This is a genomic window from Lachnoclostridium sp. An138 (assembly GCF_002160765.1).
Taxonomy (GTDB): domain Bacteria; phylum Bacillota; class Clostridia; order Lachnospirales; family Lachnospiraceae; genus Laedolimicola; species Laedolimicola faecalis.
This window is the reverse complement of sequence record NZ_NFLF01000009.1, coordinates 42,782-62,991: the sequence shown is the minus strand read 5'-3', so window position 1 is coordinate 62,991 and position 20,210 is coordinate 42,782. Positions and strand designations below refer to the sequence as shown.

General features: G+C 53.5%; 17 protein-coding genes. 15 read left to right on the top strand and 2 right to left on the bottom strand.

Annotation, left to right across the window (positions count from 1 at the left end):
• Positions 1 to 75 precede the first annotated feature (75 nt).
• Positions 76 to 1,566 carry a hypothetical protein gene (locus B5E82_RS09245; RefSeq protein ID WP_087307280.1) on the bottom strand — a complete coding sequence of 497 codons (1,491 nt, stop codon included), beginning with the start codon at positions 1,564 to 1,566 and terminating at the stop codon, positions 76 to 78.
• Entirely contained in the window at positions 1,563 to 2,072 is a 510-nt protein-coding gene (locus tag B5E82_RS09240) for an RNA polymerase sigma factor (RefSeq protein WP_275533159.1), read from the bottom strand. Before B5E82_RS09240 ends, B5E82_RS09245 begins: the two co-directional genes overlap by 4 nt.
• A gap of 363 nt (positions 2,073 to 2,435) precedes the next feature.
• On the opposite strand from B5E82_RS09240, the gene B5E82_RS09235 reads away from it, so the two are divergent.
• The 15 genes from B5E82_RS09235 (at position 2,436) to B5E82_RS09160 (ending at position 20,105) form a co-directional block, all read left to right on the top strand.
• Positions 2,436 to 2,744 (top strand): metal-sensing transcriptional repressor, encoded by a 309-nt coding sequence (locus B5E82_RS09235; protein WP_087307278.1) that lies wholly within the window; start codon positions 2,436 to 2,438, stop codon positions 2,742 to 2,744.
• Between the two features lie 139 nt (positions 2,745 to 2,883).
• Entirely contained in the window at positions 2,884 to 5,442 is a 2,559-nt protein-coding gene (locus tag B5E82_RS09230; RefSeq protein WP_087307277.1) for a heavy metal translocating P-type ATPase, read from the top strand.
• Positions 5,443 to 5,775: 333 nt separating this feature from the next.
• Positions 5,776 to 8,325: a PEP/pyruvate-binding domain-containing protein gene (locus B5E82_RS09220; protein WP_087307275.1), complete on the top strand. Its 2,550-nt coding sequence runs from the start codon at positions 5,776 to 5,778 to the stop codon at positions 8,323 to 8,325.
• A 108-nt stretch (positions 8,326 to 8,433) separates the two neighbouring features.
• Positions 8,434 to 8,691 (top strand): helix-turn-helix domain-containing protein, encoded by a 258-nt coding sequence (locus tag B5E82_RS09215; RefSeq protein ID WP_087307328.1) that lies wholly within the window; start codon positions 8,434 to 8,436, stop codon positions 8,689 to 8,691.
• Positions 8,688 to 10,580 (top strand): B12-binding domain-containing radical SAM protein, encoded by a 1,893-nt coding sequence (locus B5E82_RS09210; protein WP_087307274.1) that lies wholly within the window; start codon positions 8,688 to 8,690, stop codon positions 10,578 to 10,580. The genes B5E82_RS09215 and B5E82_RS09210 overlap by 4 nt, the downstream gene beginning before the upstream one ends.
• Before the next feature lie 5 nt (positions 10,581 to 10,585).
• A complete protein-coding gene (locus B5E82_RS09205; protein WP_087307273.1) occupies positions 10,586 to 11,299 on the top strand; it encodes a 3'-5' exonuclease in 714 nt (237 codons plus the stop codon).
• 144 nt (positions 11,300 to 11,443) lie between these two features.
• On the top strand, positions 11,444 to 12,883 hold the full coding sequence (locus B5E82_RS09200) for a VanW family protein (protein WP_087307272.1): 1,440 nt from the start codon (positions 11,444 to 11,446) through the stop codon (positions 12,881 to 12,883).
• 82 nt (positions 12,884 to 12,965) lie between these two features.
• On the top strand, positions 12,966 to 13,958 hold the full coding sequence (locus B5E82_RS09195) for an AIR synthase family protein (RefSeq protein WP_087307271.1): 993 nt from the start codon (positions 12,966 to 12,968) through the stop codon (positions 13,956 to 13,958).
• A 15-nt stretch (positions 13,959 to 13,973) separates the two neighbouring features.
• Positions 13,974 to 14,456 carry an Lrp/AsnC family transcriptional regulator gene (locus tag B5E82_RS09190; RefSeq protein ID WP_087307270.1) on the top strand — a complete coding sequence of 161 codons (483 nt, stop codon included), beginning with the start codon at positions 13,974 to 13,976 and terminating at the stop codon, positions 14,454 to 14,456.
• On the top strand, positions 14,453 to 15,628 hold the full coding sequence (locus tag B5E82_RS09185; RefSeq protein WP_087307269.1) for a pyridoxal phosphate-dependent aminotransferase: 1,176 nt from the start codon (positions 14,453 to 14,455) through the stop codon (positions 15,626 to 15,628). Before B5E82_RS09190 ends, B5E82_RS09185 begins: the two co-directional genes overlap by 4 nt.
• Before the next feature lie 2 nt (positions 15,629 to 15,630).
• Positions 15,631 to 16,128, top strand: a complete 498-nt coding sequence (locus B5E82_RS09180) for a tRNA (cytidine(34)-2'-O)-methyltransferase (RefSeq protein ID WP_087307268.1) — start codon at positions 15,631 to 15,633, stop codon at positions 16,126 to 16,128.
• 24 nt (positions 16,129 to 16,152) lie between these two features.
• Complete coding sequence (locus B5E82_RS09175) at positions 16,153 to 17,493, top strand: cell wall hydrolase (RefSeq protein WP_087307267.1); 1,341 nt, start codon at positions 16,153 to 16,155, stop codon at positions 17,491 to 17,493.
• A 373-nt stretch (positions 17,494 to 17,866) separates the two neighbouring features.
• Positions 17,867 to 18,343, top strand: coding sequence for a PTS galactosamine transporter subunit IIB (gene agaB, locus B5E82_RS09170; protein ID WP_087307266.1), 477 nt, complete (start codon positions 17,867 to 17,869; stop codon positions 18,341 to 18,343).
• Positions 18,344 to 18,373: 30 nt separating this feature from the next.
• Positions 18,374 to 19,201: a PTS mannose/fructose/sorbose/N-acetylgalactosamine transporter subunit IIC gene (locus tag B5E82_RS09165; protein WP_087307265.1), complete on the top strand. Its 828-nt coding sequence runs from the start codon at positions 18,374 to 18,376 to the stop codon at positions 19,199 to 19,201.
• Positions 19,191 to 20,105, top strand: coding sequence for a PTS system mannose/fructose/sorbose family transporter subunit IID (locus B5E82_RS09160; RefSeq protein WP_087307264.1), 915 nt, complete (start codon positions 19,191 to 19,193; stop codon positions 20,103 to 20,105). Before B5E82_RS09165 ends, B5E82_RS09160 begins: the two co-directional genes overlap by 11 nt.
• The last annotated feature ends 105 nt before the right edge of the window (positions 20,106 to 20,210 follow it).

The window sequence follows — 20,210 nt, the reverse complement described above, 5'->3', positions numbered from 1 at the left end:
CTCGCTGCTTTCCTGCAAATGTTCTGCGTTTCAGATACCTTTGGAGTCCGGCCGCTTCTGCAGCCGCGCTCACTTTTACATCTCTCGGATTTTCATATTTTTTAGAATAAGAAAATTTTCGGGACTCGTCAAGGCTGTTCTGCCGGAGAATCCGGATTTGAGGACAAACCGGCTGTTTTTTCGGCAGGGCAATAGATTTGCGAAAAAAATTGCAGGTGTGAGGGAGCCAGGTGTACTAGTTAAAAAGCCTCTTTCTGAAGGCACAACCTCAAGGTATCGTCCATTTACAGCAGGCACATAATAACAGCCGTAGGTCTTCAGGCCGTTTGCTTCTTCCTCTTCCGGCAGTTCCACGTAAAACCGGTAATAGGGCATGTAATATGTCTCGTAATCTCCGGTTTTGTACACAAGCTCCACCTTTTTTACATCTTTCATTTCTGAAATGCTGTAGGGGACGGAGGTAATGTAGTTTCCGCTTTCCAGGAGCGCAGCGGCTTCCTGAACCGTGATCACAGGATAGTCCCCGATTTTTCCTGACAGATCGGGCTGAAAAATGCGGATGCTCATCAGCCGTCCTGCGTCATCGCAGGAAAAACGGATGGGATAAAAATTATAATTTATGATATCCTCTTCCAGGCTGTTCCCGGCTTCGAAAAACTCCGGCTCATAACTCTGACGGAGGTAAATGTCATAATCGCCTCCGCTGATGTTCAGGCGGGGATTGTCCGGGGCGAGCAGATGGCTGTAAGCAGAGAGCAAATACTCAGCAGCCTGCGCGAGCTCTTCATAAGTAGAATAGTGAGTAAAATGATATTGCTCAGGAAGTGATACGGCCGGTTCAAAATTTATTTGAATTTCCATAGAGGACCATGCTGTGATGACAGTTCCGTCTTGTTCTGTTTTCAAATAATTGGACCAGCCAGATTCCTTTGCGATGTTAAGAGAGCCGGTATCCATGCCAAGCTTTCCCGCGGTTTCCAGCAGAAGCTCATTCATCTGATCCCAGTCGACGTCGACCGGATAATAGTTTTCTTCATAATCCTGCTGGTTTCGGTAAACGGGCAGCGTTGTAAGGGTAATATCTTCCGTCCAGGGATTTGCGTTGGTCAGCTCAGAGATATCGAAGGCCATAAGTCCCTCAAATCCCATGCCGCCTGCCGAGATGTCTGAGACAGTCAGGACAGGGAGATCGGGCAATTCTGCTTCCGGTGAAGGATCTGAAAACTCAGGAAGCTCTGCTTCCGGGACAAGGCCGGAAGACTCGGAAACGTCTTCCGTGGGAGAGGTATCGGAGATGTTTGAGGATTCGGGAATGCTTCCTTCGGGAGCAGAGTCTGCAGACTCAGAGGAAGAGTCCGGAAAAGCCGGGGAGGGCTCCAGGCGGGCGGCAGGCCAGAGTTTTGAGGTCATCCACAGGGCGGCCAGAAGGCAGGCCGCGGCGGCTCCCCATTTCAACCAGGGCCATCTGGAGCGCACCTGTCTTGGAGTTTTGCGGAGTCTGTCGGTTTCGATAATGATTTCGTCATCCAGAAAATTTAGAGAGTCAAGAATGGTTTCCGCTTTCATAAGTGAAATCCCTCCTTTTCCAGGTGTACCTTCAGTCCTTTGCGGGTCCGGTGCAGCAGGCTTTTGGCTTTTGATATACTCATTCCGCAATAAGCGGCCGCTTCCTGAACGGAATCCAGATAAAAATAGCGCCCTACAAAGAGACTCCGCGCCTCCGGAGACAGACTGCGGAGATAGGAGCTGATAGATTCCGCAAGTAAAAGCATTGATGTCTGCTGTTCCGTCGTATCAGTGCCGGATACGCATTCCTTCAGTTCGGAAAGGGCAAGCATGTATCCTGAATCCCGTCGTTTTTTCCGAGTCCGGTAACGAAGCCGGTCAATGGACAGCTCCCGGGTGATTTTTCCGAGGAAGGCCGGGAGAAGCCCTGGTCTGTGGGGCGGCATGGAATTCCAGGCTTTGAGATAGGTGTCATTGACGCTCTCCTCGCTGTCCTGGGTATCGGTCAGAATGTTGTATGCGATTTTAAAAAGATAGGGTCCGTATTTCCGGCTGGTTGCCTGAATGGCAGATTCGTCCCGCAGCCAGTACAGTTCGATGATTTTGCTGTCTTCTATATAAAAATCCCCCTTCTATTCTAAAAGCCGACAAAAACAGACGCTGGTTGCGTGAAAAAGAAAAATCTCTGTATAAATTATAACGTTATACGGCAGTACTGAAAACAATGGAATTGATAAAATTTCCTCTTGCAAAATACCCTGATGGGGTATATAATGAGCTCAAACAGAGATACCCCTGGGGCGTATTTGAAGCGGCGGAATATGATACGGTGAAATGTTGTTGAACCGGCCGATTCGGCAGCGGAACGTACAGGCAGAAGTATTCAGCGGCTCCCACAGCGGGAATTCTGGGAAAAAGAGGTGACAGGTATGGAAGAACAGAAAGAATGCTGCTGCTCCCACAAGACGAAGGAGCGTACAGAGAAGGAATATAAGGATCTGATTAACCGTCTGAGCCGAATTGAGGGCCAGGTACGGGGAATCCGGAAGATGGTGGAGAGTGACTGTTATTGTCCGGACATACTGGTACAGGTGTCGGCGGTCAACGCGGCGCTGAACAGCTTTAATAAAGTTTTGCTTGCCAATCATATCCGAACCTGCGTGGCAGACGATATCCGGGAAGGCAATGATGAGACCATTGACGAGCTGGTGACGGTGCTGCAGAAGCTGATGCGGTAAATGATGAAATGATATGTATGGTTAGACTGCGCAGACTACGCGGAAGCGTTCTGCCAGCCGGCCGGAACCGGTGCATAGCGCCAGGAATTTTCCGGCTGCCGGCAGATAGAAAATCCGCGCAGAGTGAGGAGGAGAGATTATGGAACAATATAACGTGACAGGTATGAGCTGTGCGGCCTGCAGCGCGAGAGTGGAAAAGGCTGTCTCCAAGGTGCCTGGAGTGACCTCCTGTTCCGTGAGTCTTTTGACAAACTCGATGGGAGTGGAAGGCACGGCGGACGAGGCGGCCGTCATCGCCGCCGTGGAGGCGGCGGGCTACGGCGCCTCTGTCAAGGGCGCCAGAGGCGCCGGCGCCGGTGCCGGAGCTGGCTCCAGCAGAGCCGCAGCCGGCTCCGCCGCCGCGGGAGCGGACGACGATTTTCTGAAGGATACGGAGACGCCGAAGATTCGGCGGAGGTTGATTGCCTCGCTCTGTTTCCTGGTTCCGCTGATGTATTTGTCCATGGGACATATGATGTGGAACTGGCCGCTGCCGGAGGCGCTGGCGGAGAATTATGTGGCTATCGGAATCGCCCAGCTTCTGTTGACGGGCATCGTCATGGTGATCAACCAGAAGTTTTCTATCAGCGGCTTCAAAGGGCTGATTCATGGGGCCCCCAATATGGATACGCTGGTGGCGCTTGGTTCGGCAGCATCTTTTGGATACAGCCTGTATGCGCTTTTTGCCATGACGGCGGCACAGATGAACGGCGATATGGCAGGCGTCATGTCTTACATGCATGAATTCTATTTTGAGTCCGCAGCTATGATTCTGACCCTGATTACGGTCGGAAAGATGCTGGAGGCCCATTCCAAGGGGAAGACCACGGACGCGCTCAAAGGGCTGATGAAGCTGGCGCCGAAGACGGCCGTGATCGTCCGGGACGGAGAAGAAGTGGAGGTGTCCATCGACCAGGTCAGAAAAGGCGACATTTTTGTGGTGCGGCCCGGGGAAAATATACCCGTGGACGGCATTGTGCTGGATGGCAGCAGCGCGGTCAATGAATCGGCGCTGACCGGGGAGAGTATTCCCGTAGACAAAAAACCGGGCGACGCCGTATCTGCGGCAACCTTGAACCACTCGGGCTTTATCCGCTGTGAGGCGACCCGCGTGGGCGAGGACACGACCCTTTCCCAGATTATCCAGATGGTCAGCGACGCGGCTGCAACCAAAGCGCCTATTGCGAAGATTGCAGACCGGGTATCGGGAGTCTTTGTCCCGGCGGTTATCGCGATTGCTGTGGTGACGCTGATTGTGTGGCTGGTGGCAGGTCAGACCATAGGCTTTGCGCTGGCACGGGCCATTTCCGTACTGGTCATCAGCTGCCCCTGCGCTCTGGGACTGGCCACGCCGGTAGCCATCATGGTGGGCAACGGAATGGGAGCCAGGAACGGCATCATGTTCAAGACGGCGGTTTCCCTGGAGGAGACTGGAAAGATGCAGATTGTTGCTCTGGATAAGACAGGAACCATCACCAGCGGTGAGCCGAAGACTACCGACATCCTTCCGGCGGAAGAAACCTCAGAGGAAGAGCTCCTGACCCTGGCCTATGCCCTGGAAAAGAAGAGCGAGCATCCGCTGGCAAACGCGATTCTTGAGACGGGCCGGGAACGCGGTGTGCAGTCTGATCTGGAAGTGACGGATTTCCAGGCAGTGCCGGGCGGCGGCCTGACCGGAGAGCTGGACGGCAGCCGTCTGACCGGAGGCAATCTGAAATACATCAGCCAGACGGCGGAAGTCACAGACGCCGTGCGCCGGCAGGCGGAAGAGCTGGCGGAGGAAGGAAAGACGCCGCTGTTCTTCGCAAAGGATGGAAAACTCCTTGGCATCATCGCCGTGGCGGACGTCATCAAGGAAGACAGCCCGCAGGCAGTGCGTGAGCTTCAGAATATGGGAATCCATGTGGTGATGCTGACCGGCGATAACGAGAGAACAGCCAGGGCCATCGGAAAGCAGGCCGGGGTGGATGAAGTCATTGCCGGCGTGCTTCCGGAAGGAAAGGAAAGCGTTATCCGGGCCCTGAAGGAGAAGGGCAAGGTAGCCATGGTAGGCGACGGCATCAACGATGCTCCGGCCCTGACAAGAGCCGACATGGGAATCGCCATCGGAGCGGGAACTGATATTGCTATTGACGCGGCTGATGTGGTGTTGATGAAAAGCCGCTTAAGCGATGTGCCTGCGGCCATCCGCTTAAGCCGGGCAACTCTTCGGAATATCCATGAAAATCTGTTCTGGGCATTCTTTTATAATGTCATCGGCATTCCACTGGCAGCGGGCGTCTGGATTCCGATTTTCGGCTGGCAGCTCAATCCTATGTTCGGCGCGGCAGCCATGAGCCTGTCCAGCTTCTGCGTGGTAACAAACGCCCTGCGTCTTAACTGGTTTAAGGTGCATGACGCGAGTAAAGATAAAAAAATCAAACAAAATGTAAAAAAGGAGAAGACAACGATGGAAAAAACGATTACAATTGAAGGTATGATGTGCGGTCACTGCGAGGCGGCTGTAAAGAAGGCTCTGGAGGAGCTTCCCCAGGTAAGCGGAGCTGTAGTAAGCCATGAAAAGGGAACGGCGGTTGTGACGCTGAACGCTGAGGTGGCGGACGATGTGCTGAAGAAAGCGGTAGAAGATAAGGATTACAAGGTGACTGGTATTCAGTAAAGAAAGTGTGCCAAGGCGGGAGACCCCGCTCCAACCGGCCAGCCGCCAGCGCGGCGCAGAATGACCGGGCGGCGGGAAAATCCCGGCCGGCATGGAAAAGTGCATAAAAAAGGGAAAACGCGAAGAGGCGGTTTCCGGCGGATGCCCTGAGGGGCGTCCGCCGGGACCGCCGTTTTCTTTCGTCAGGCAGAAAATCTGTCCTGCCCCAAATCCAGGGAAGCCGCGGAAACACAGAAGATCCGATTCCGGTTTCGTTCAGAAGCAGGATTCGTAGGACCAGAATTCGTAGGAGCAGAATTCAGAGAAACAGGATGCAGAAGGAGGATGAAGAGAATGCATGAACGGGCAAGTACGGGAATCAAAGGTTTTGATCAGATGATCGATATGCTCCGCATGGGAGACAACGTGGTATGGCAGGTGGATTCCATCGAGGATTACCGGTATATGACGGAAGCTTATATCGCACAGGCAAAGCGGGATCGGAGAAACCTGATCTACATCCGGTTTGCTTCCCATGAACCCGTCCTGCGGGATACGGAAGGAATCCGGATCTGCAGGGTGGATTCGGGACAGGGCTTTGAGGCGTTTGCTTCCCAGATCCGGGATATTATCACAGAGGCGGGGCTGGACGCCTTCTATGTGTTCGACAGCCTGACCTTTCTTCTGGATGCCTGGCATTCGGATCTGATGATTGGAAACTTCTTTCAGGTGACCTGCCCGTATCTGTATGAGCTGAATACTGTCGCCTATTTTGCGCTGATCCGGAACGCTCACACCTATGATACGATTGCCCGGATTCGGGAGACGACTCAGCTGCTTCTGGAGCTCTATCACATTGAAGGAAATTACTATGTGCATCCGCTGAAGGTGTGGCAGCGGTATTCGCCGACCATGTTTCTGCCTCATCTTCTAAAAGAACAGGAGGCTGTCTCCATCACGGCCTCCGCGGAGACGGCGGAGCTTTTCTCCAATCTGGTGTACCGGGAGACAAAGCGGGATTATTGGGAGGAGATCGTAAAGAGCTGCGCGGACGCCCGCAGCGGAGGCGAAGAGCTGCGGGAGGAGAAAAAGCGCCTGCTTCTGGAGCTTCTTGTGGGGAAAAACTCCCGGATTTACGACCTCTGTGTGGATTATTTTACACTGGAGGACGTGGTCCGGGTCGCTTACCGGGAAATTGGCAGCGGTTATATCGGCGGAAAGAGCGTGGGTATGCTTCTGGCCCGCCGGATGCTGGTGAAGGACCCGGAGGACGCGGCCCGTTTTCAGCCCCTTCTGGAGCCTAATGACTCCTATTATCTGGGCGCGGACATTTTTTACACCTACATCGTGCAGAACGGCTGCTGGGGCCTGCGGACCAGGCAGAAGACGAAGGAAGGGTATTTTACCTATGCGCCGGAACTGAAGCAGAGAATCCTGGAGGGAAGCTTCCCGGAGATGATTCGGGATCATTTCGTGCGGATGCTGGAATACTATGGCCAGTCGCCGATTATCGTCCGCTCCAGCTCTCTTCTGGAGGACAATTTCGGAAATGCCTTTGCGGGAAAATATGAGAGTGTCTTCTGCCCGAACCAGGGTTCTCCGGAGGAGCGGCTGCGGGCCTTTGAGGACGCCGTGAAAACGGTCTATGCCAGCACCATGAATGAGGATGCGCTCCAGTACCGTGTGAGCCGCGGGCTGGCTCAGAAAGATGAGCAGATGGCAGTGCTGGTCCAGCGGGTGTCGGGAGACTATTTCGGGGATTATTTCTTTCCCCACCTGGCTGGCATGGGGAATTCCTCAAACCTTTATGTGTGGGATAAGGATATCGACATGAATGCGGGAATGCTGCGCCTGGTATTCGGTCTCGGAACCCGGGCCGTGGATCGGATTATCGGAGACTACGCGCGCATTGTGACCCTGGACGATCCCCTGCGCACGCCGCTTGTACAGGCCGGCGATGAGCGGAAGTTTTCTCAGCACTATGTAGATGTGCTGAACCTCAGAGAAAACAGGTTTATGAGCATTGATCTGGACGACGCCCTGGCTCTGGATATCAAGACAGACAAGAGCATTTTCGCTCAGATGGATTATGACGAGTATCAGAGGCTGCGGGAGCTGGGTTACCGGAACCGGAAACCGCCCTATTCCCTGAACTTCCGGAAACTTCTTAAGGATACGCCGTTTCCGGGGCTGATGCGGGACGTGCTGGCTCTCCTGGCCCGGAAATACGATTATCCGGTGGATATCGAATTTACCGCGAACTTCCGGCGAGACGGAAGCTTCCGCATCAACCTGCTTCAATGCCGGCCCCTGCAGACAAAGGGGCTTGGGAAAACGGTGGAGCTTCCGAAGATTACCGGAAAAGACGACTGCATTTTCTATACGAAGGGGAATTTCATGGGCGGAAATGTGCGTCTTCCCATCGACTATGTGATTTACGTGGACGCCAGGGGCTATGCGGGAAAGAGCGAGCAGGAGAAATACACCATCGCCCGGCTGATTGGCGAGCTGAACCGAAAGCTGGGAGACGAAAATCTGATGCTGATCGGCCCCGGCCGTTTCGGCACCACGACGCCTTCCCTGGGCGTGCCGGTCCACTTCACAGAGCTGAACAGGGTGCAGGTCATGTGCGAATATTCCTCATCCGCGCTGGGACTGATGCCGGAGCTGTCCTACGGTAGCCACTTCTTCCAGGATCTTGTGGAGACGGGCATCTTCTATGCGGCGCTGTTTGCGGAGAAGGAGGATGTGGGCTTCTGTCCGGAGCGCTTCCTGAAAAATGAAAATCTGCTGACGCGGCTTCTGACTCACGGCGGCGAGCATCAGGATACCCTGTATGTCTGCCGGACGCCGGGGGTAGAAGTGTATTCCGATATCGTAAGCCAGACAGCAGTCTGCAGGTAAACGGACTGTACGTCCCCTGGCCGGCTGATAAAAATATAAGAACATGTTGTGTTTTCAGAGGATTTACGCTAATATATACACAACGTGTTCTTTTTCGTGAAAGGGAAAATGATGGATAAAGCAAAAAAGATCAGAGAACTCAGAGAAAGTACAGGAATGAATCGGCGGGAGTTTTGTGAATATTTTCAGATCCCATATCGAACAGTTTCTGAATGGGAGCGTGATGGCAGACATGCTCCAGACTATGTTCTGCGTTTGCTGGAATATTATATATGTATGGAAGAGTTATCAAAGAGAAGTGAACATGCACAGAATTGTCCATTGAGGGTAATAAAGCAGGAAAAGAAGGAAATGAAAAAGCCATGAAATTTTTATTAACAGCAATCAACGCAAAATATATCCATTCCAACCTGGCCGTTTACAGCCTGCGCGCTTCAGCGCTTGCGCAGACTGCAGGCCGCAGAGTTCCGGCGCAGGCGCAGGCTCAGCCTGCCCCTGGCACCGCATCCGCGCCGCCCGGTTTCGGAGAGCCTCCGGCCCTCCAGGGAAAGGCGGTCATAGAGATGGCGGAATTCACCATCAACCACCGCACAGAGGAGATTCTCCGGGAGATTTATCTTCGGAAACCGGACGTCCTGTTATTTTCCTGCTATATCTGGAATATCGTATATGTGAGGGAGCTGGCGGAGAACTGCAGAAAGATCATGCCGGAGGTTCCCATCTGGCTGGGCGGGCCGGAAGTCTCCTACGACGCGGAGGAAACTCTCCGAGAAAATCCGGCTGTGGACGGAATTCTATGCGGGGAAGGGGAAGAGACCTTCCGGCTGCTGGCAGAGTGCTGTGCGGCCGGACAGGCTGATACGGAGCACCTTGCGGAAATCCCGGGACTTGTATTCCGGGAGCCGCAGGGAAGCGCGGAGCGCCGGCCGGAAGGCCGGGCGGCGGTTCTCGGGGAAGCACAGCAGACAGCGCAGGCGGCCGCAGGCCGTCCTATCCGCGTGAATCCGCCGGCGCCGCTGCCGGATCTGAACAGCCTGCCCTTTCCCTATGCGGATCTGGCCGGATTTGAGAACCGGATCATTTATTATGAATCCAGCCGGGGCTGTCCTTTTTCCTGCAGCTATTGCCTCTCTTCCATAGATAAGAGCGTGCGTTTCCGGGACGCGGAGAAGGTGTGCCGGGAGCTTCAGTTCTTTCTGAACCGGAGAGTGCCCCAGGTGAAATTCGTGGACCGGACCTTTAACTGCAGGAAGAGCCATGCCATGGCCATCTGGACCTACATTCTGGAGCATGACAACGGGATCACGAATTTTCATTTTGAGATAGAAGCAGAGCTCCTGGACGCAGAGGAGCTGGAGCTGCTGGGAAGGATGAGGCCGGGGCTGGTACAGCTGGAGATCGGCGTTCAGTCCGCGAATCCAAAGACTCTGGAAGCGGTCCGCCGAAAGACGGATCTGGATAAGCTGGAAAAAATCGTGGGACAGATCCGGAGCGGAAGAAATATTCACCAGCATCTGGATCTGATAGCGGGTCTTCCTTTTGAGAATTATGAGAGCTTCGGCCATTCCTTTGACCGGGTCTTTGCCATGAAGCCGGAACAGCTTCAGCTGGGCTTCCTGAAGGTGCTCAAAGGCGCTCCCATGCAGGAAGACGCGCGGAAATACGGACTTCAGTGGAGATTCCAGCCTCCCTACGAGGTACTTTCCACCCCATGGCTTCCTTTTTCCGATATTTTACGGCTTAAGATGATTGAAGAAATGGTGGAAATCTATTATAATAGTCTTCAATTCGGGAAGACCCTGGAGCAGCTGATTCCCCGCTTTTCTTCAGCCTTTGCGTTTTTTGAAAACCTGGCTGTCTATTATGGAGAAAGGCAGTCGGGCCAGAAATCCTCCCGGGTCCGCAAATACGAGCTGCTGCTGGATTTTGCGGCGGAATATTTCCCGGAGGAGAAGGACATGTACCGGGAGCTTCTGACGGTAGACTATTACCTGAGAGAGCGGGCGAAGGCCCGGCCTTCCTTTGCGCCGGATGAGACTCCCTATAAGGAAGAGCTCCGGAGAATCCGCCGGCTGGCGCCGGGAGAGACCCATGTGGAAGCGCTGACCGGAGAAGGAGCGGCGCTGCTGCGGGGAGAAAAGGCAGAGGCCGGAGAAAACCGGGGACCGGTATACCTGATTTTTGACTACGAAAAGAGAAGTCCTCTGACCGGGGACGCAGGCTTAAGCTGGTGGGAAGAAGAACCAAAGAGGTGAGACGAGTGACGGACAGTTATATTGCGCTGGATCTGGAGACGACGGGGTTAAGCCCGGCGGAAGACCGGATTCTTGAGATCGGAGCGATAAGGGTAGAAGGCGGAAGGATTCTGGAGAGATATGAGACGCTTCTGAATCCCGGCATCCGAATCAGCCCCAGAATTCAGGAACTGACCGGAATCACAGACGAGATGGCGGCGGGAGGGAAGGATACCCGGACTGCTGTGGGAGAACTGGCAGAGTTCTGTGGCGATCTGCCTCTTCTGGGCCACAATATTCTGTTTGACTACAGCTTTGTGAAGAAAAACGCCGTGAATTTCGGACTGGAGTTTGAAAAGGCGGGAATAGATACGCTGAAGATTGCCCGGAAGCTGCTGCCGGACATGGAGCATAAAAGCCTGACGGCGCTCTGCTGCCATTACGGCATTGTTCATGAGCATGCGCACCGGGCCGTGGATGACGCCTGCGCGGCCATGGAGCTGTACCTGCGCCTGAGCCGGGACTTTCCGGACAGTCCGCCGGAGCTTTTTGAACCGTTTCCGCTGACATACAAAGTGAAAAAACAGGGGCCGGTGACACCTGCGCAAAAAGGATACTTGAATGATCTGGTAAAATATCATAAAATAGCGTTAGATGTGTCTGTGGACACTCTTACGAAAAATGAAGCTTCGAGACTGATTGATAAAATTATTTCCACACACGGGAGGATAATAAGATGAATTTTTATGACAAGAAATCAAGAAAAATCATATCCACAATCATCATTGTGATTCTGGTAATTGCCATGGTAGTGCCGATGCTGAGCTACGCTCTGTCATAGGACGGCATATCTGTGAACTGTGAACGGGAAAAGAGGAGATATTATGAGAAAAATGACATGGCTGGCCGGGCTGGCTCTGGGTCTTACGCTGACAGCCGGCGGCGCGGAGGCTCTGGCGGCGGACACTTCTTCCGGCAGCGTGATTCATACGGGAGTCTATATTGACGGAATTGACGTATCCGGCATGACCGAGGCGGAAGCGCGGGCAGAGGTCGAAGATTACGTAGAGGAAATGGGGACAGAGACTCTGACCCTGAACATCGGAGACAACCAGCTTCAGACGACCCTGCGAGATCTGGGCTTAAGCTGCACGAATATGGATGTGGTGGAAGAAGCGGTTCAGCTTGGAAAGACCGGAAATATTATTCAGCGCTACAAGGACCGCAAGGATCTGGAGCATGAGAATAAAAATTATCAGCTGGAGTGGACGCTGGATTCCGATCTGGTTACAGAGTATGTGAACAGCGAATGTACCCAGTTTGATCAGGAAGCGGTGGACGCTTCTCTTGAGAAGAATGGCAGCACCTTTACCTACGTGGCGGGCGAGGAAGGCCTTCTGCTGGATGTGGACGGCTCTGTGGAGGCCATTTTGAATTATATTGAAAATGAGTGGGATTACATAGAGGGAAGCGTCGATCTTCCGGTGGAAATCGATGAGCCCCGCGGCACAGAAGAGGAGCTGAGCAAGGTTCAGGATGAGCTCGGCACCTATACCACAAGCTATAAGACGTCGAACAGCAACCGCTCCGGAAATATTGCCCGGGGAGCAGAGCTGATCAACGGCACAGTGCTGTATCCGGGCGACACCTTCTCCGCTTATGAGGCGGTGAGCCCCTTTACTACGGCGAACGGGTATTACATGGCGGGATCTTATCTGAACGGAGAGACTGTGGACAGTATGGGCGGCGGCATCTGCCAGGTATCCACGACGCTTTACAACGCGGTGATACGCGCGGAGCTGGAAGTGACGGAGCGTTCCGGGCATTCCATGCCCGTATCCTATGTGGACCCGGCGGCGGACGCGGCGATTGCGGGAACCTACAAGGATCTGAAATTTACAAACAATACGGATGCGCCCATTTATATTGAGGCGTATACGTCGAATAAGACGATTACCTTTACGATCTACGGGGAGGAGACGCGGGCCTCCAACCGGACCATTGCCTTCACAAGCACGACGGTGAGCACCACGCCTGCGACTACGCAGATTGTGGCGGACGCGGGCCAGCCCATCGGCTACATCGTGGCGACAAATGGAAATACAGGCGTGGTGGCGGAACTCTACAAACATGTCTATATTGACGGCGTAGAGCAGGAAGTGACAAAGGTGAATAAGACCACATACCGGATGTTCCCCAGAACGATTACCGTGGGAATAGCGGGAGAAGAGTCTCTGTCCAATGAACTTCAGGCAGCCATTGCCACCCAGGATGAGGCGCTGGTGAACGCTACCCTGGCGTCCTGCATCGAGCGGATGCAGTAAAGGTCCGGCAGCCTCTGCGGGGAGCGGAAGTTTCTGCGCCCCGCAGGCGGAAGACTTAAAAAGTGCAGAAGGGGAGCGCGGCATGAAGATTGGCAAGGTTTCGGAGACCGTCTTAAAGAGAAGCATATTTAAACAGATTCATACAAAGCGGGACGAGGTGCTTCTGGGAGCCGGCGTAGGCGAGGACTGCGCGGCGGTAAAACTCTCTCCCGGGGAGATTTTTGTGATTTCCACAGATCCGATCACGGGAACCGTGAAGGATGTGGGAATGCTGGCGATTCAGATCACGGCGAACGATCTGGCCAGCAGCGGGGCGGAGCCGGTGGGCGTCATGCTGACCGTGCTTCTGCCGGAAGAAATCGAGGAAGAGGATATCCGGGAAATGATGCGCCAGGTGGAAGAAGCCTGCGCTCATTTTCATATTCAGGTCATGGGAGGCCATACGGAGGTCACGCGGGCTGTGACCCAGCCGGTGATAAGCGTCACGGGGGTGGGAAAGGTCCGGGAGGACCGGCTGGTATCCACGGCGGGCGCGAAGCCCGGTCAGGACATTCTTGTGACCAAATGGATCGGAATCGAGGGAACTTCGATCATTGCAAAGGAAAAGGAAAAGGAGCTGCTGGAGCGTTTTTCGCAGGCTTTTGTGGATACGGCGAAGGGCTTTGATCAATATCTTTCGGTGCTCCCGGATTCCAGAATCGCTGTGGAGCATGGGGTGAGCGCCATGCATGATGTGACAGAGGGCGGCATTTATGGAGCGCTCTGGGAGGTGGCTGAAGCTTCAGGGATTGGCCTGGAGATCGATCTGAAGGCCATACCGATCCGCCAGGAGACCATAGAGATCTGCGAATATTTTGAGCTGAATCCCTATTATCTGATTTCCAGCGGCTGCATGCTGATGGCGGCGGATCAGGGACATGATCTGGTGAGAAAGCTTGAGGCGGCCGGGATACCGGCGGCGGTCATCGGGAAGGCCACAGACGGAAAGGCCCGCCGTATCTGGAACGGCGGAGAGGAAAGCTATCTGGAACGGCCGAAGACGGATGAGTTATATAAAATTTATCATAAAAACTGATGGGAGGGAATTGTTGTGAGAGAGAAAATACTTACATTTATTGAAAAGAACAGCCGTGTAAACCTGAAGGATCTGGCGGTGATGCTGGGTGTGGAAGAAGCGGTGGTAGCCAATGAGATCGCGGATATGGAAAAGGAAGGAATCATCTGCGGTTATCATACCCTGATTGACTGGGATAAGACCAGCGCGGAGAAGCTGACGGCTCTGATTGAGGTAAAGGTGACGCCCCAGAGAGGCCTTGGCTTTGACAAGGTGGCGGAGCGCATTTACAACTATCCGGAAGTGGACAGCGTGTATCTGATCTCCGGCGGCTTTGACTTCATGGTGATGATTGAAGGAAAGACCATGCGCGATGTGGCTCAGTTTGTCTCCGACAAGCTTTCTCCGATTGAGTCTGTGCTGAGCACTGCCACTCATTTCATATTGAAAAAATACAAGGACCATGGTTCTATTATGGTACATACGACAGAAGATGAAAGGATGCTGGTGACGCCGTGAGAAATCCATTATCAGATAAAATAGTTTCGATTCCACCGTCGGGCATCCGAAAGTTTTTTGATATTGTGAGCGAGATGCCGGACGCCATCTCCCTGGGTGTGGGAGAGCCTGATTTTGACACGCCCTGGCATATCCGGGAAGAAGGTATCTATTCTCTGGAAAAAGGACGCACTTTTTACACCTCCAATTCAGGACTGAAAGAGCTGAGAGAGGAGATTGTGCGTTACCTGGAGCGCCGTATTCATGTGAGCTACGATCCGCTCCGGGAAGTGCTGATTACCGTAGGCGGCAGCGAGGGCATCGACGCGGCCTTTCGTGCCATGCTGAATCCGGGGGACGAGGTTCTGATTCCCCAGCCCAGCTACGTGTCCTATGAGCCCTGCGCGGTGCTGGCGGACGGAGTTCCGGTCATCATCGAGCTGAAGGAAGAAAATGAATTCCGCCTTACGAAAGAAGAACTGCTGGCGGCCATTACAGATAAGACGAAGATCCTGGTGCTTCCTTTCCCGAACAATCCGACGGGAGCCATTATGGAGAAAGAGGATCTGGAAGCCATCGCTGAGGTCTGTATAGAAAAGGATATCTTTGTGCTTTCGGACGAAATCTATTCCGAACTGAGCTATAAGGGCGATCATGTGTCGATTGCCAGCCTTCCGGGAATGCGGGAGCGCACAATCCTGATCAACGGCTTTTCCAAGGCCTACGCCATGACCGGCTGGCGTCTGGGTTATGCCTGCGGACCTGCGGACATCATTGCCCAGATGACGAAGATTCACCAGTATGCGATCATGTGCGCGCCGACCACCAGCCAGTACGCGGCTGTGGAGGCTCTCCGCAACGGAGACGAGGATGTGGCCATGATGCGGGAGTCCTACGATCAGAGACGCCGCTTTCTGATGAATGCGTTTCAGGAGATGGGCCTTTCCTGTTTTGAGCCTTATGGCGCTTTTTACACCTTCCCGAGTATCAAAGAGTTCGGAATGAGTTCGGACGAGTTCGCGACCCGCTTCCTGGAAGAGGAAAAGGTGGCGGTGGTTCCGGGAACCGCGTTCGGAGCCTGCGGAGAAGGATTCCTGCGGATTTCCTACGCCTACTCTCTGGAGCAGTTAAAAGAGGCTCTGGGGCGCCTGAGTCATTTTGTGGCGCGGCTGAGAGCGGAAAAGGAAGCTTGAGTATGGCTTTTAATATTGTGCTTCTGGAGCCGGAGATTCCGGCGAACACCGGAAATATCGGACGGACCTGTGTGGCCACGGGTACCCGTCTGCATCTGATTGAGCCTCTGGGGTTCCGTCTGGGTGAAAAAGAGCTGAAGCGGGCCGGCATGGATTACTGGCCGCAGCTGGATGTGGCCACATATATCAATTATGAAGATTTTCTGCGCCGGAATCCCGGCGCCAATCCCTGGATGGCTACCACAAAGGCCCCCAGGGTATATGCGGAAGCTGCGTATGAGCCGGACTGTTATATCATGTTCGGCAAGGAAAGCGCAGGCATCCCGGAAGAGCTGCTTCTGGAAAACCAGGAGCGGGCAGTGCGGATTCCCATGGTGGGGGAGACGCGTTCCCTGAATCTGTCCAATTCTGTGGCGGTCGTGCTCTACGAGGCCCTGCGGCAGAATCAGTTTCCGGGTATGAAGCTGGAAGGACATCTGACCAGATACGACTGGAAGTAAAGACCCGCAGCAGGCTGACGGAGCATGGAAATAGTGGATGCCGCAGTTTTTGCGAATACAGGTGAGACGATGAAAAAGGTACGAGGCTTGAAAATCATACGGCGGACCGCGGCGGCGGCCCTGGCTCTGGCGCTGGGGCTTCCGTCCTATACGCATCTGCCTTACAGGGCCCTGGCCGCGGAGACGCCGGATGAGAGCGACGTACAGGAGATTCAGAACGAGATCGACAATCAGCAGCAGGAGATCGATAAGACTCAGCAGGAGATTGACGAGACAGAGGAGAAAAAGCAGAAGCTGCAGCAGGCCAAAGAAGATATGGAAAATTATCTGGCGGATCTGAACAGCCAGTACGCTTCTCTGGAAGAGGAGATTGCGGATCTGAACAGCCAGATTGCGGACAAGCAGGCGGAGATTGAACAGACCCAGGCGGATCTGGAAGAGGCGAAGGCTGTGGAGGAACAGCAGTATGCGGACATGAAGGCCCGCATCCAGTACATGTATGAGCATCCCCAGAGCTCTTTTCTGGAAATCCTTCTGACGTCAGGAAGCTTCGCGGAGGCTTTGAACCAGGCAGGCTACGCAGCCAGCATCACGGAATATGACCGCCAGATGTTCGAGCAGTACGTGGCGCAGAAGGAAGCCATCGAGGAGCAGGAAGCACAGCTTCAGGGTGAAATGGAGGCTCTGGAAGAGCTTCAGGCCTCTGTGGAGAAAAAGCAGGATGAGGTGTCGGCGCTGGCAAGCAGCACTTCCGGCCAGATCAGCCAGCATGTGACGCAGATCGCGGAGGCTCAGGCGGATCTTGAAGGAAAAAATAATACGCTTGAGAATCAGAAAGAGGTTCTTGAGCAGCTGATTGCTGAGAAGCGCGCCATTGAGGCCCAGATCGAGGCGGCAAAAGCGGCTGAGATTCAGGCGTCTCTGGGTGATGTGACCGGCGTGCGGACCACAGAGCTGGAGTATGTGCAGTATGGCGCTTACAATGCCACGGAAGAAGAGGTGACGGCCCTGGCGGTTCTGATTTACTGCGAAGCGGGAAATCAGGGCGCGGAGGGACAGCTGGCGGTCGGAGCTGTGGTCATGAACCGCATCCGGGATTCCCGTTTTGCCCAGAATGATATCATCAGTGTTATCCGGGCCTCCGGACAGTTCTCGCCCGTAACCTCGGGCCGTTTCGATCTGATGCTGGAGCAGGGGCTGGATTCGGTGACAGAGTCCTGCTATACGGCGGCCAGGCGGGCTATTGCCGGGGAATCCAACGTGGGAAACCGGGTATTCTTCCGGACATATGCGAATTATCCCTCCTTAAGCGGTCTTGTCATAGGAGCTCATATCTTTTCCTATACCTGGAATTACACAGCCTGAGCAGGGAAAAAACGCAGCGTCGGTGTACCAAGGCGCATGGCCCCTTGTACACCGACGCTGCAGAAATCAGAAATATACGCGGAAGAACAGAAGGAGTCTCTGACTGGAAAAGCAGGGGCTCCTGTTTTTGTGCGCATAGCGGCGCTGGAATGTTTTGCCTTTTGTGGTTTGCCGCGCGAAAACAACATAGTCAAAAGTGCAAGAGAAAAAGTAAAAAGTGCAACTTCTTTTTGGATAAATTTGATATAATATCCTTTGTAGATATATGCTGCCTCTCATAGGATATATTTGGGAAGCGCTTGTACAAAAGCATGAGGGAGCGGGCTTGCCTGCCCGGGTTATGCTGAAATATTTAAGAAAGGGGGTTTAGAACATGCCCGATATTCGATTGACGAGAATTGACAATCGGCTGATTCATGGTCAGGTTGCGACACAGTGGTGCGGCGTAGTAGGCGCAAACCTTCTGCTTGTCGCAAACGATGCGGTTGCCAAGGATGAGTTCCGCCAGGGACTGATGAACATGGCTGCGCCGTCCTATGCGCAGACGCGGTTCTTCACTCTGGAGAAAACAATCAATATCATCCACAAGGCTTCTGCGAATCAGCATATTGCAATTATCTGTGAGACACCTCAGGATGTGCTTAAGCTGGTAGAAGGCGGAGTACCGATTAAGAAAGTAAATATCGGAAACATGCACATGGCTGAAGGCAAGCGTCAGGTTGCGACTTCGGTTGCGGTTGACGATGACGATGTGGCCTGCTTTAAGAAACTGCAGGAGCTGGGCGTAGAGCTGGAGATCAAGCGGGTTCCGGATACGCCGACAGAAAGCATCGACAAATTATTCAAATAACTGATATGTGTTTATTGGAAAGGAGAAAACATGGGAGATATTACAATTATCCAGGCTCTGCTGGTCTTCGTAGTTGCCTTCATCATGGGCATTGACCAGTTCAGCTTTTTGGAATCTCTGTATCAGCCCATCGTTACCTGCCCGATTATCGGAGCAATCCTCGGAAATCTGGAGCTTGGTATCGTAGTGGGCGGAGCTTATCAGCTCGTTCAGATCGGTAGTATGCCGATCGGAGGCGCACAGCCGCCGAACGCCATCATGGGTGGTATCATGGCGACCGTGTTCGCGGTTTCTCTTAACATGGAAGCATCAGCAGACGGAGTAGGCGCGGCCCTTGGCCTTGCGGTTCCGTTCGCGGTATTCGGACAGTACGTAGTTACCCTGACCTTTACACTGTTCTCCGGTATGATGACCAAGGCTGACAAGTACGCGGAAGAAGCTAACGTAAAGGGCATCCGCAACATCAACCTTCTGGAGATGGGATTCCTGGGAGTTCTGTTCGGTGTAATCGCAGTAGCAGGTCTGTACGGCGGTACAGCTCTCGGCGACAGCTTAAGAGAGTTCTCCAAGTCCTTCTCTTGGGTAATGGCTGGTCTGGACGCAGCCGGCGGCGCTATGAAGTTCGTCGGATTTGCTATTCTGATGAAGGTTATGATGTCCGGAGAAATGTGGGGATTCCTTCTGGCAGGATTTGCTATGTCTCTGCTCTGCAGCGCAAACTCCACCACATCCGGAGCTACTCTGATTCTGTGTGCATTCGTAGGTGCAGCAATTGCTATCTATGACTTCACGACTCAGACAAAGATTAGACAGAACGCTGGTTCAGGCTTTGCAGGAGGTGACGAGGATGGCATATAATATTCCCGAAAAGTATCAGGATCTGACTCCGGCGCAGCCGCTTGACAAGAAGACCCTGAATAAGATGGTTTGGCTGTCCTGTTTCTTACAGGCATCCTTCAACTATGAAAGAATGCAGGCCTGCGGCTGGCTTTGGTCCATGCTTCCCGGCCTTCAGAAGATACATACAAACAAGGAAGACCTGAAAGCCTCCATGGCTCACAACCTGGACTTCCTGAATACACATCCGTTCCTGGTAACATTCGTAATGGGTATTGTTCTCTCCCTGGAGCAGAACAAGGCTGATACACAGACCATCCGTTCCGTACGTATCTCCGCTGCCAGCCCCCTGGGCGGTATCGGTGACGCTCTGTTCTGGCTGACTCTGGTTCCGATTACGGCAGGTCTGACCGCGAACATGGCTATGGAGCAGAAGAGCCTTGTCGGCGCGATTCTCTTCCTGGTTATCTTCAACGCAGTGCAGTTTATTGTACGTTTCGGACTGATGTACTGGTCTTACGGACTGGGAACCAAGGCAGTTACCATGCTGACCTCCAATGCGAAAGAGTTTACCCGTGCAGCAAGCATCCTGGGTATCTTCGTAGTAGGCGCTCTGATTGCAAACTATGGTTCCACCACACTTCGTCTGATCGTTGGCGAGACTCAGATCAATGTTCAGAGCCTTCTGGACGGCGTACTGCCGAAGCTGATCCCGCTGCTGATCACACTTGGAATCTATGCTCTGATTAAGAAGGGCTGGACTCCGGTTAAGTGTATCGTTCTGATTCTGGTAGTTGGTATCCTGGGCTGTGCTTTCGGTATCTGGTCCGGAGACTCCAAGGTTCAGGACGAGGCTGGAAACGCTCTTCCGGGCGGATACACACCGCTTGTTGAGTGGTATCAGTATCCCACGCCTGAGGAATAAGGCGGAGAAAGTAAAATTCTGAGGTAAAATTTACGTCAGACAAAAGGGAGGGGAGAGGATGAAAATCCCCCCTCCCTATTATATTATACGAAATCAGGTGGCTTT

Bases quoted from the DNA above. Each gene is read 5' to 3' on its own strand.
- B5E82_RS09235 (WP_087307278.1), top strand. From the start codon at position 2,436: ATGGAAGAACAGAAAGAATGCTGCTGCTCCCACAAGACGAAGGAGCGT.
- B5E82_RS09195 (WP_087307271.1), top strand. From the start codon at position 12,966: ATGAAGATTGGCAAGGTTTCGGAGACCGTCTTAAAGAGAAGCATATTT.
- B5E82_RS09165 (WP_087307265.1), top strand. From the start codon at position 18,374: ATGGGAGATATTACAATTATCCAGGCTCTGCTGGTCTTCGTAGTTGCC.
- B5E82_RS09230 (WP_087307277.1), top strand. From the start codon at position 2,884: ATGGAACAATATAACGTGACAGGTATGAGCTGTGCGGCCTGCAGCGCG.
- B5E82_RS09215 (WP_087307328.1), top strand. From the start codon at position 8,434: ATGATGGATAAAGCAAAAAAGATCAGAGAACTCAGAGAAAGTACAGGA.
- B5E82_RS09175 (WP_087307267.1), top strand. From the start codon at position 16,153: ATGGAAATAGTGGATGCCGCAGTTTTTGCGAATACAGGTGAGACGATG.
- B5E82_RS09180 (WP_087307268.1), top strand. From the start codon at position 15,631: ATGGCTTTTAATATTGTGCTTCTGGAGCCGGAGATTCCGGCGAACACC.
- B5E82_RS09210 (WP_087307274.1), top strand. From the start codon at position 8,688: ATGAAATTTTTATTAACAGCAATCAACGCAAAATATATCCATTCCAAC.
- B5E82_RS09200 (WP_087307272.1), top strand. From the start codon at position 11,444: ATGAGAAAAATGACATGGCTGGCCGGGCTGGCTCTGGGTCTTACGCTG.
- B5E82_RS09220 (WP_087307275.1), top strand. From the start codon at position 5,776: ATGCATGAACGGGCAAGTACGGGAATCAAAGGTTTTGATCAGATGATC.
- agaB (WP_087307266.1), top strand. From the start codon at position 17,867: ATGCCCGATATTCGATTGACGAGAATTGACAATCGGCTGATTCATGGT.
- B5E82_RS09160 (WP_087307264.1), top strand. From the start codon at position 19,191: ATGGCATATAATATTCCCGAAAAGTATCAGGATCTGACTCCGGCGCAG.
- B5E82_RS09245 (WP_087307280.1), bottom strand. From the start codon at position 1,566: ATGAAAGCGGAAACCATTCTTGACTCTCTAAATTTTCTGGATGACGAA.